Consider the following 9952-nt stretch of genomic DNA (forward strand, 5'->3'; position numbering starts at 1 on the left):
CTAGCTACCGGCGAGTCCGTTGACTGTCAATGTATTCTGCTCGCCGGAGCCATCGAAACCCGATTTCGTCCTAGCTGACCAGCTTTAAGCGGCGTCCACGGTCTTTCCATTCCGGGCTTTCGCCGGAACTGCGACCGAAGGGAAGCATGGGGGCGACATCTTCCGAGCTGGGTTCGAGACGCGGGGCATCGGGCATGGGCTGACCCAGATAGGCGTCCGACAGGGTGCGGAAGGCATAATCCAGCATTGAGGTCGCATAGGCTGTGGAAGGATCGCCTTCCACGGTGCCTGCGGGGCCGAAGCGCGTATAGGCGAATCGTTCTACGAAGGATTCCAGCGGAGCGCCGTATTGCAGGCCAATGCTGACGGCATGTCCCAGACAGTCCATCAGGCCGCGGGCCATGGGACTTTCGCGGGGTGGGGTGATGCTGATTTCGCCGAGCGTTCCGTCTTCGAACTCGCTGGTGCGCATGAAGAGGCTGTGTCCTCCCACTGCGGCACGCTGGGTAAAGCCGGTCTGGCGCATGGGGAGTGGACGACGCACGCCGCGGGCCAGTCTGGCCTGAAGGTCAGCGAGATCGGGTTCGGGAACGGCGGGCAGGAAATCCACGGCGTTTTTGAGAGCCGCATGCATGGCGCCCTGCGCTTCGGGACGAACAGGCGGTAGTGGTGTTTCGCCAGCCAGTGCGAGTGCGAGTGCAGATTCGGGTGTCAGGCCCCTGCTGGCCAGTCGGGCCAGCGTCGAGGCGCGCAGATGCCCGTCTTCGCGCAGTGGGGAGAAGGCCGGGGCGAGGCCGCAGGTTTCCACACCCAGAAGCCCCTCAGTCGGGCCGGGAGAAGAAAATCCGGTTTCGATTGGGCAGAAATGCCGACCGTCTTCCGTATTGTAAGCTGAAGAAGCTGCGGCACGCAGGTCTGCCAGCGGCGATTCCGGAATAGCGGGAGGCGGCAGTTTCGTCCCGGCGCGGGCTACCGTGGTGGCGAGTGCGGACAGGGCGCGGGCCGCGTTGCGGGCATCGTCACTGTCGTAGTCGAGGCCGAGGGCCGCCAGGCAGGCGTCCAGATCCGTCAGCAGAACGAAACCTGCGGCTTCGTCTTCCGGTTTCGCGGGCAGATCGAACAAAGGCAGCTCGCCGGTGCGTTCGATCCGTGTTGCGGCATGAAGGCGGCGCAGGGCGTCACAGGCCAGACGCAGGCAGGCGACGAAATGTTCCGTGGCGAATCCGGAATCCTGCACGAAGCTGGACAGACGGATGGTGAAACCCGGCGCTTCGTCCGGCTGGCACTGCCACAGCGCCGTATTGGGCGCCATCTGCTGCATCAGAAGAAGATAGGACAGGCTCCGCCCCGGAGCAGGCGTGTTTGCTGGGGTGCCGGGCAGGGGCGGGCACGCGTCGATCGTGTCCACCCAGCGCGCGGCTTCGGCGGCAAGTCTGACCGGCCCGCCGTTCAGGGTGATGCGCGCAAGGGCCTGCGCGGCCTCGTCATCCCAGGCAGCGGGAAGGGTGACGGAGCGCATGGCGCTGTCGTCGGGGTCGGTCATGACCTGAAGCGTCCTCATACGAACGCCGGTCCAGTGAAGGCGAGCTGTCATGACGTAAATCTACGCCCTGCGCCGGTTGGCCCGTAAGCCGGAAAAGGGCCTCTGGAAGGGTGCTAATGGGTGGGAACATGGGGATATGGGGGATAACATTTTCCCCACGCCCGATCGGGACGATTTCTGCGGGGGGATTGGACGCGGGAAGCGGAGTCGGGTAGTGCAGGAAGGATGATTTTCACGAGGGTATTGTCATGACCGCTGTTACGGTCCGCCATGACCGGCTGGAGCTTCTGGCCGGGTTCGCAGTCCTTGTCTGCCTTGCGGGACTTCTGGTGGCGGCGATGGTCGGGCATCATCAGGGCAACGACGGAGGCTATCCGGTTCACGCCTCGTTCAGTCAGATCGACGGATTGAACGTGGGGTCCGATGTGCGTCTGGCGGGGATTACCGTGGGGCATGTGACGGGGGCCACGGTCGATCCGAAGACGTTTCAGGCGCAGGTGACGTTTACGCTGGCGCCCGATGTGAAGCTGCCGACGGATTCCGCTGCGATCGTGACGTCTGACAGTCTGTTGGGCGGCAAGTATATCGCGCTGTCTCCGGGTGGGGCGGATTCGCTGGTAAAGCCCGGCGGTGTCATGACGGAAACCCAGGGCTCCATCAGTCTGGAACAGCTTCTGAGCAAGTTCATTTTCTCCGTGACGGATTCTTTGCAGAAGAGCCAGAAAGCCGCTGCGTCCAAGCCGGCTGCGGGCAGTCTGTCGGACGAGCCCTGAGTCATGACGCAGGCGCAGGAGAGGACTTTTCTGTGGGTCGACCATGAGGGGAACCCTGTATCCTGCGTGGAGAAAGTGCAGCTTTTGCGGGAAAACGATGCAGAACTGCGTCAGGCGCTTCAGGATGCTTTTGAAGACGGGGTTCTGATGGGGGTTGCGCCAGATGCGATGTTGCAGACGTTCCAGGCCATGCTCTCTGATCTGAAAAATCCTTTGCAGGGGCGTTCCGGGGGAGAATCGTCATGATGAAACGGTATGTGGGCGTCGCACTACTGTGTGGTGCGGCTGGAGTTTTTCTGCCGGTTGCAGCGCAGGCGGCTGTGGGTGTGGCGCCTCCGGCCATGTATCCGGCTGCCACCTGGCAGGGCCAGTCGCAGGCTGTGATGCGTGTGCTGGATCGGCTGGACGGTCATCTGGAGCTTTTGACGGTTCCGGTTGGTGGGACAGCGGTCTATCGCAGTCTCTCTGTCGGAGTTGAGGCCTGCGTAACCCGGCCGCAGACACTGGCGACGGATGCCGGGGCTCTGCTGCATCTGAAGGATACCAGCGACCCTCAGCGTCCGCCTTTTGACGGGTGGATGCTGGCGCAGGAACCTTCTGTCGCAACTTATGGCAGCCCTTTGTACGATGTGCGCGTTGTCTCCTGTGCGGGTGTGCCGACGGCACCGCAGGCGGGTCCTCTGCCTGTGGTGAAGGCTCCCGTGCTCGCCGGTGCGGAGGTTCCGGTGGAAGAGGGTGGCGATGCTCCGGTATCCCCGCCCGGTTCTGCCTCAGGTGGTCCTGTACCGCTTGCTCCGGACAGTCATAATCCCATTCCGCTCGCGCCTTCCACGGGTGCAGCACCCTCCCTTGCTCCGGCTGCGCCCGCGCAGTCGTCGGGGCAGCCGTTACCGCCTCCTCAGGCCGACCCCGGTCTCGAATAAGGTTGGACGGGGCGGAATGACCCAGAAACAGGAAGAAATGACAGCTTCATGATTCAGGTTCCCTTTTCCCCGTCCCGGGCGGCTCTGCTGCTTGATTTCGACGGGACCCTCGTCGATATCGCTCCCACTCCTGAAGGCGTGCGTGTCCCGGAAGGGCTGACGGCCGATCTGTTGCGACTGCGCGATATGCTCGACGGTGCGCTGGCGATCATTACGGGGCGACCCATCGCCCAGATTGATCATTTCCTGCCGGGTATTCCTTATGCTGTGGCAGGGGAACATGGTGTTGCGGTGCGTCCGGCGCCGGATCAGGACGTTCGCCAGCGCGTGTTGCCTCTGGTTCCGCCAGACTGGACTGCGACGAGTGCAGAACTTGCCGACCGTTATCCCGGAGCCAGCATTGAACACAAAAAAGCTGGAATGGTGCTGCATTATCGCCGCGCTCCCGAGGCTGAATCGGCATTTCGGAATCTGACGGCAGCCTGGCCCGTGGAAAGCCACGGGTTTCATCTTCAGGATGCACAGATGGCCATCGAGCTGCGGCCTCTGGGGATCGACAAGGGCAAGGCGCTTGAGGAACTGATGGCGGAGCCGCCTTTCAGGGGGCGTCTTCCGCTGTTTGTCGGCGATGATGTCACAGACCGGGATGGGGTGAGGGCTGCGCGCCACATGGGTGGTGCGGGCTGGCTCATTCCTGATGATTTTCCAGATGCGGCCACGTTCCGGCGCTGGCTGCACGAGCTTTCGGAGGGACGCGGATGGGGCGCCTGATCATTGTATCGAACCGCACACCCGCTCCAGGGGAGCGGACACAGCCTGCGGGCGGGCTGACGGTTGGCCTGTATGATGCTGTCCAGACGCGTGAGACCGTCTGGGTTGGATGGTCGGGCCATCAACATGCGGATGCGGCCGATCGGCCTGTCCAGCGTGAGCAGGTCGGCAACGTCAATTATGTGACGTTCGATCTGACGCAGAAGCAGTATGACCGCTTCTATCTGAACTTTTCCAATGGCGTGCTCTGGCCCCTGTGCCATTACCGCACCAATCTGATTCGCTACACGCGTGAAGACTGTGACGTCTATTATGAGGCGAACCGGGTTTTTGCAGATCGGTTGATCTCACTTCTGGAGCCGGACGATACGATCTGGATTCACGACTATCACCTGTTCCCGCTGGGCCAGATGCTGCGGGACAGGGGCGTGACGGGGCGGATCGGATTTTTCCTGCATATTCCGTTCCCGCCGTGGAGCGTGGCGCGGCTTCTGCCTAAACTCGACATGCTGCTGACCGGCCTTGCGGCCTGTGACCTGATCGGCGTTCAGACGCCTGAGGACGAGTCCAACCTCAGGGGATGTTTTGAGGCTTATGGTCTGAAAGCTGCTGTGAAGGCTGTGCCGATCGGGATTGATCCTGTGAGTTTTCGCCAGCAGGCGATCGAAAGTGCGGTCTCGGACGAGGTCGTGAAGATCGTCGATACGCTGGAAGGCACGAGGCTGATCATCGGGGTGGACCGGCTGGATTATTCCAAGGGTCTGCCGGAGCGGATGAAGGGATTTGAGGCTCTTCTGAAGAATTACCCCGAGCATCGCGGGCAGGTGACGTTCCTTCAGGTGACGCCGGTGTCGCGGGGCGGGGTGGAGAGTTACCGACTGCTCAAGGAAGAACTCGACGGGCTGGTCGGGACGATCAATGGCGCTTATGGCACGCCGGACTGGGTGCCGATCCGTTATACGACCTGGCCAATCGGGCGCGATATTCTGGCCGGTTTGTACAGGATGGCGGATGTGGGCTTCGTCACGCCTCTGCGCGATGGCATGAATCTGGTGGCCAAGGAATTCATTGCGGCTCAGGATGAGGAAGACCCTGGCGTTCTGGTACTCTCGCGGTTTGCTGGAGCGGCACCGGAAATGCCTGAGGCGCTGCTGATCAATCCGCTGGATGCCGAAGGCATGGCGGATGCGCTGCATATTGGTCTGACTATGGACGTCAAGGCGCGTCACGCGGCATGGTCTGCGATGTATGAAGAAGTTTCCCGCAATACCGCGGGAAGCTGGTCCAAGCAGTTCCTTGATAGTCTGGAGGAAATCCGTCCGTGCCCATGAACAGACCACGCCGCCCTGTCTCTACGACTGCACTGGGTGGCTTTTATGTTCTGGGGGGAGTGGTGGCGCTTGGGGTTGTCTGGTTTGCCGAACACTGGCTGAAGCTTGCGCCCTGCGAGCTTTGCCTGTGGGAGCGGCGTCCGTGGTGGGTGCTGATTGGGATTGGCGTTATCACGGCTCTGCTTCCCAGACGCTATGCGCGTTATACGGTTTTTGCGGGGATTTTATGCCTGATGACAAGCATCGGTCTGGCCGTGCTGCATGCAGGTGTGGAGCACAAGTTCTGGCCCAGTCCTGCGCCGGAATGCCGTGCGCCGTCTTTTCACGGAGGCAGTTTCAAGGACTGGATGTCTGCGATGCCAGCCCGGCCGAACAAACCCTGTGATTCCCCGGACTATCTGTTTGGGCTGCCCGTTTCCATGACGGAATTGGGCGGTTTGTATGCCGTGGCGGTTTTTGTGATTGCCCTGGTGGGGAGCGTCCGCATGGGACGCTCCCGGCGTTAAGGGCCATGCTCAGAGACGGGTGCCGCGTCCCCGCCCGAAGATGAGGCTGATGACCAGCAGCACCAGGAAAATGAAGAAAAGGATCTTGCCGATATAGGCAAAATCTGCCGAAATTCCGCCGAAGCCCAGCACTGCAGCAAACAGGGCCAGAATCAGGAAGGCAATGGTCCAGCGTAGCAGGTCCATGGAAATGTCTCCTTTTGTCAGTCGCGCCCTCCGACGGAGAAGCGGGGTTTGAAAAGGTGAACGATGGCGGGGTGAACGGGTTCATTTTCGCAACATTCGTTTTGTGTGGGGCGTTTTGTGTGGGGACCGGGCGCTCGGTTCCTGTTTTTCTTAAAGCCGCCGCCGGAGGGCCGTTATGACTCTGTTCCGTTCCCTGTATCATCAGGGATTTGCCCGGATTGCAGCTTGTACGTTGCCGGTGATTCTTGCTGATTCGCTGAAGAATGCAGAGCGGACGCTGGATGTTCTGCGCGACTGCGATCGGCAGGGTGTGGCGGCGGCGGTTTTCCCTGAACTGGGGCTGACGGGCTACACGCTGGACGATCTGCGGTTTCAGGATGTGGTGCTGGACGGGGCGCTGGAGGCACTTCGGCGGGTTGTCGCGGGGTCGCGGGATCTGTTGTCCGTCGCGGTTGTGGGGGTGCCGCTTGTGCGTAGCGGACTGCTCTATAACTGTGCGGCGGTTGTGCATCGGGGGCGGGTGCTGGGCGTGGTGCCGAAATCTCATCTGCCACGGTATCGCGAATTCTATGAGCCCCGGCACTTCACGTCCGGGCTTCGCATGTCGGGGAGCATTTGCCTGTTTGAGGAGGATGTGCCGTTCGGTGCGGATCTGCTGTTTCAGGCGGAGGATCTTCGCGGGCTGACGCTCGGTGTGGAGATTTGCGAGGATCTGTGGGTGGCGTCTCCGCCAAGTGGAAAACTTGCGGAAGCGGGCGCAACGGTCATTCTCAACCCGTCTGCGTCTCCCGTGACGATCGGGCGGACGGATGACCGGTCTTTGCTGTGTCAGGCGCAGTCCATGCGGACGCTGACGGCCTATGCCTATGCGGCGGCAGGCGAAGGGGAGTCCACGACCGATCTGGCATGGGATGGTCAGGTCTCTATTCATGAGGCCGGGCGACTTCTGGCGCAGTCGGACCGTTTTCCACAGGGCGAACGTCTGGTTGTGGCGGATGTGGATCTGGACCTGCTGCGGCAGGAGCGGATGCGGACCGGACAGTTCGGGCAGGCGGAACAGGATTTCCGGACTGTCGGGTTCACGCTCCAGCCCCCGATGACCAATCTGGGACTGAAGCGGGATGTGGTGCGGTTTCCGTTTGTGCCGTCCGATGCGCGGACGCTGGCGCGGGACTGTTACGAGGGCTGGACCATTCAGGTCAGTGCGTTGCGGAGGCGGTTGCAGGCCAGTGGCGCGCAGCGGGCCGTGATCGGGGTGTCGGGTGGGTTGGACAGCACGCTGGCCCTTCTGGTGGCGGTGCGGGCGGCGGATGAGCTTGGTTGGCCACGGACGCATGTTCTGGCCTACACGATGCCCGGATTTGCGACCGGAACCGAAAGCCGGTCTCTGGCTCACGCGCTGATGAAAGCGCTGGGTGTCGAGGTGAACGAACTGGATATCCGCCCCACGGCGCAGACCATGCTGTCGGGGATCGGCCATCCCTTTGCGGAAGGGAAGCCTGTGCATGACATCACGTTCGAGAACGTGCAGGCGGGTCTGCGGACCGATTTCCTGTTCCGGATCGCCAATTACCGCAATGGGATTGTGATTGGGACCGGCGATCTGTCGGAACTGGCGCTGGGCTGGTGCACTTACGGCGTGGGGGACCAGATGTCCCATTACAACGTCAATGCCGGGATGCCGAAGACGCTGATCCAGCATGTTATCCGCTGGCTGGCGCGTGAGGGAAAGCTGGGTGAAGGGGTTGGGCCCGTTTTGGAGCGGATCGTCAGCGCAGAAATCACCCCCGAACTGGTGCCTGATACCGGTCAGGGCGTGCAGAGTACGGAGCAGACGATCGGGCCGTATCCGCTTCAGGACTTCACGCTCTTTTACATCCTGCGTCATGGGTTCCGTCCGTCACGGATCGCGTTTCTGGCTGAGTTTGCCTGGGGAGACGCTGCCAGAGGAGACTGGCCTGCCCATTATCCCGAGAATCGGAAAATCTCATACGATCTGGCCGAAATCCGGCATTGGCTGGAAATTTTTCTGCGACGGTTTTTCGGGACGAGCCAGTTCAAGCGCTCCGCCATGCCCAATGGTCCGAAGCTTGTAGCGGGCGGGTCTCTCTCGCCACGGGGAGACTGGCGCGCCCCCTCTGATGGGACCGCGACGGCCTGGCTTGAGGAGTTATGGGATAATCTCCCCGAAACGAACACAGCTCTGTGAACTTTCGGGAGGAATGACTGTTAGGGGGTTTTGTCTTTTGGCATTCGTGCCAATATGTCTCAAACACGTCACCTTACAGGAATATGACCCATCATGGCTTATGCTACGATCAACCCTTATACCGGTGAGACGCTCAAGACTTTTCCAGATGCCACGGATCAGGAAGTCCAGACCGCGCTGACCGAAGCCTATGATGCGTTCAAGAGCTGGCGTCACACCTCCTTCGCCGAGCGTGCGAAGATCATGACCGCCGCCGCCAATATCCTTCGTCGTGATATCGATAAGTATTCCCGTCTTCTGACGCTGGAAATGGGCAAGATTTACGCCGAAGCCAAGGCTGAGACGATCCTGTCGGCTGAAATCTTCGAATATTATGCCAAGCATGCCGAAGAGTTACTCAAGTCCGAGAAGCTGCCGGTTGCGGACCCGAACTCGGGCGACGCCGTGCTGATCCATCAGCCGCAGGGCATTGTTTTCGCGATCGAGCCGTGGAACTTCCCGTTCTACCAGATCGCCCGCATTATCGCGCCGCAGCTTTCTGCTGGTAACACGGTCATTCTCAAGCATGCTTCCAACGTGCCGCAGTGCGCGGCTGCGTTCGATGACCTGATGAAGGAGGCCGGGCTGCCGAAGGGTGGGTTCCGCAATCTGTATGCTGCCCGTCATCACACCGAGACGATCCTCAAGGACCCGCGTGTCTGTGGCGTGGCCCTTACGGGTTCGGAAGGGGCTGGTGCCATTGTTGCCGGGATTGCGGCGCAGGCTCTGAAGAAGTCCACGATGGAACTGGGCGGCTCTGACGCATTCCTGGTTCTGGACGATGCAGATCTGGAGAAGACCGCGAAATGGGCTGCTTTCGGCCGTCACTGGAATGCTGGTCAGGTCTGCGTGTCTGCCAAGCGTCTGATCGTGGCAGATGCCGTTTATGATCGTTTCCTTGAGCTGTACAAAGCGGAAGTTCTCAAGCTGAAGGCTGGCGATCCGATGGATGCGTCCACCACGCTGGCACCGCTGTCTTCGCAGAAGGCTGCGGACGATCTGAAGGCTCAGGTTGAGGAAGCCAAGAAGCATGGTGCGGTTGTCGAAGCGATTGGCCCGTCCGTCCCGGAAAGGGGTGCGTTCTTCCAGCCGCTGCTGATGACCAACCTGCACGAGAACAATGAAGCCCGCCTGTGGGAGTTCTTTGGCCCGGTCACGCAGCTCTATCGCGCCAAGGACGATGCGGATGCCATTCGCATTGCCAATGATTCGCCGTTTGGTCTGGGTGGTTCGGTCTTCACGAAGGACACCAAGCGTGGCGTGAAGGTTGCTGAGCAGATTTATACGGGCATGGTCTATATCAACCATCCGACGATGGTGAAGGCTGATCTGCCGTTCGGTGGTGTGGCTCGTTCGGGTTATGGCCGCGAGCTGATCGGTCTGGGCATCAAGGAGTTCGTCAATCACAAGCTGATCGACGTTGTGGATATCGACGCACCGTTCTGATTGGAGTGTATCGGGCTTCTTTCGAGAAGTCCGGTTCGATCTTTCAGGTCATGAAAAACCCGCTTCCGGAGTTGTCCGGGAGCGGGTTTTTTTCGCGCTCGGTTTGGAAGAGCCTTAGGCTCAGGACCTATTAATTTATTGAACTGAGCGAGAGGTTGTGATTCACAGGCTTACCGATGGAGGGTAGGCCTGTGAGTGAGGTATTTTTGTTGTCTGAGCGCCAGA

The 9952-nt window shown here is 60.7% G+C and carries 10 protein-coding genes; 8 read left to right on the forward strand and 2 right to left on the reverse strand.

All coding sequences use genetic code 11. The annotated features are described in order from the left end of the window. Positions 1 to 70: 70 nt before the first annotated feature. Positions 71 to 1594: a TSCPD domain-containing protein gene (locus tag HKD21_RS13205; RefSeq protein ID WP_194256093.1), complete on the reverse strand. Its 1524-nt coding sequence runs from the start codon at positions 1592 to 1594 to the stop codon at positions 71 to 73. A 197-nt stretch (positions 1595 to 1791) separates the two neighbouring features. Between HKD21_RS13205 and mlaD the strand changes: the two genes are divergently transcribed. The 6 genes from mlaD to HKD21_RS13235 are packed head-to-tail and all read left to right on the forward strand — an operon-like array spanning position 1792 to position 5847. Further along, entirely contained in the window at positions 1792 to 2316 is a 525-nt protein-coding gene (gene mlaD / locus HKD21_RS13210; RefSeq protein WP_194256094.1) for an outer membrane lipid asymmetry maintenance protein MlaD, read from the forward strand. A gap of 3 nt (positions 2317 to 2319) precedes the next feature. Then, positions 2320 to 2562: a hypothetical protein gene (locus HKD21_RS13215; protein ID WP_194256095.1), complete on the forward strand. Its 243-nt coding sequence runs from the start codon at positions 2320 to 2322 to the stop codon at positions 2560 to 2562. Further along, positions 2559 to 3239 (forward strand): DUF2155 domain-containing protein, encoded by a 681-nt coding sequence (locus tag HKD21_RS13220; RefSeq protein ID WP_194256096.1) that lies wholly within the window; start codon positions 2559 to 2561, stop codon positions 3237 to 3239. Before HKD21_RS13215 ends, HKD21_RS13220 begins: the two co-directional genes overlap by 4 nt. A gap of 48 nt (positions 3240 to 3287) precedes the next feature. Beyond that, positions 3288 to 4010, forward strand: a complete 723-nt coding sequence (gene otsB / locus HKD21_RS13225; RefSeq protein WP_194256097.1) for a trehalose-phosphatase — start codon at positions 3288 to 3290, stop codon at positions 4008 to 4010. After that, entirely contained in the window at positions 3998 to 5341 is a 1344-nt protein-coding gene (locus tag HKD21_RS13230; RefSeq protein WP_194256098.1) for an alpha,alpha-trehalose-phosphate synthase (UDP-forming), read from the forward strand. Before otsB ends, HKD21_RS13230 begins: the two co-directional genes overlap by 13 nt. Further along, positions 5338 to 5847: a disulfide bond formation protein B gene (locus HKD21_RS13235; RefSeq protein ID WP_194256099.1), complete on the forward strand. Its 510-nt coding sequence runs from the start codon at positions 5338 to 5340 to the stop codon at positions 5845 to 5847. The genes HKD21_RS13230 and HKD21_RS13235 overlap by 4 nt, the downstream gene beginning before the upstream one ends. Positions 5848 to 5856: 9 nt before the next feature. On the opposite strand, the gene HKD21_RS13240 is transcribed toward HKD21_RS13235, so the two are convergent. After that, on the reverse strand, positions 5857 to 6033 hold the full coding sequence (locus HKD21_RS13240; protein WP_077803655.1) for a DUF1328 domain-containing protein: 177 nt from the start codon (positions 6031 to 6033) through the stop codon (positions 5857 to 5859). A gap of 175 nt (positions 6034 to 6208) precedes the next feature. Here HKD21_RS13240 and HKD21_RS13245 point away from each other — a divergent pair, with 175 nt between their 5' ends. Further along, positions 6209 to 8242 (forward strand): NAD(+) synthase, encoded by a 2034-nt coding sequence (locus tag HKD21_RS13245; RefSeq protein ID WP_194256100.1) that lies wholly within the window; start codon positions 6209 to 6211, stop codon positions 8240 to 8242. 93 nt (positions 8243 to 8335) lie between these two features. Beyond that, on the forward strand, positions 8336 to 9727 hold the full coding sequence (locus tag HKD21_RS13250; RefSeq protein ID WP_194256101.1) for an NAD-dependent succinate-semialdehyde dehydrogenase: 1392 nt from the start codon (positions 8336 to 8338) through the stop codon (positions 9725 to 9727). The last annotated feature ends 225 nt before the right edge of the window (positions 9728 to 9952 follow it).

The sequence above is a fragment of the Gluconobacter cerevisiae genome (assembly GCF_015244675.1).
GTDB classification, from domain to species: domain Bacteria; phylum Pseudomonadota; class Alphaproteobacteria; order Acetobacterales; family Acetobacteraceae; genus Gluconobacter; species Gluconobacter cerevisiae.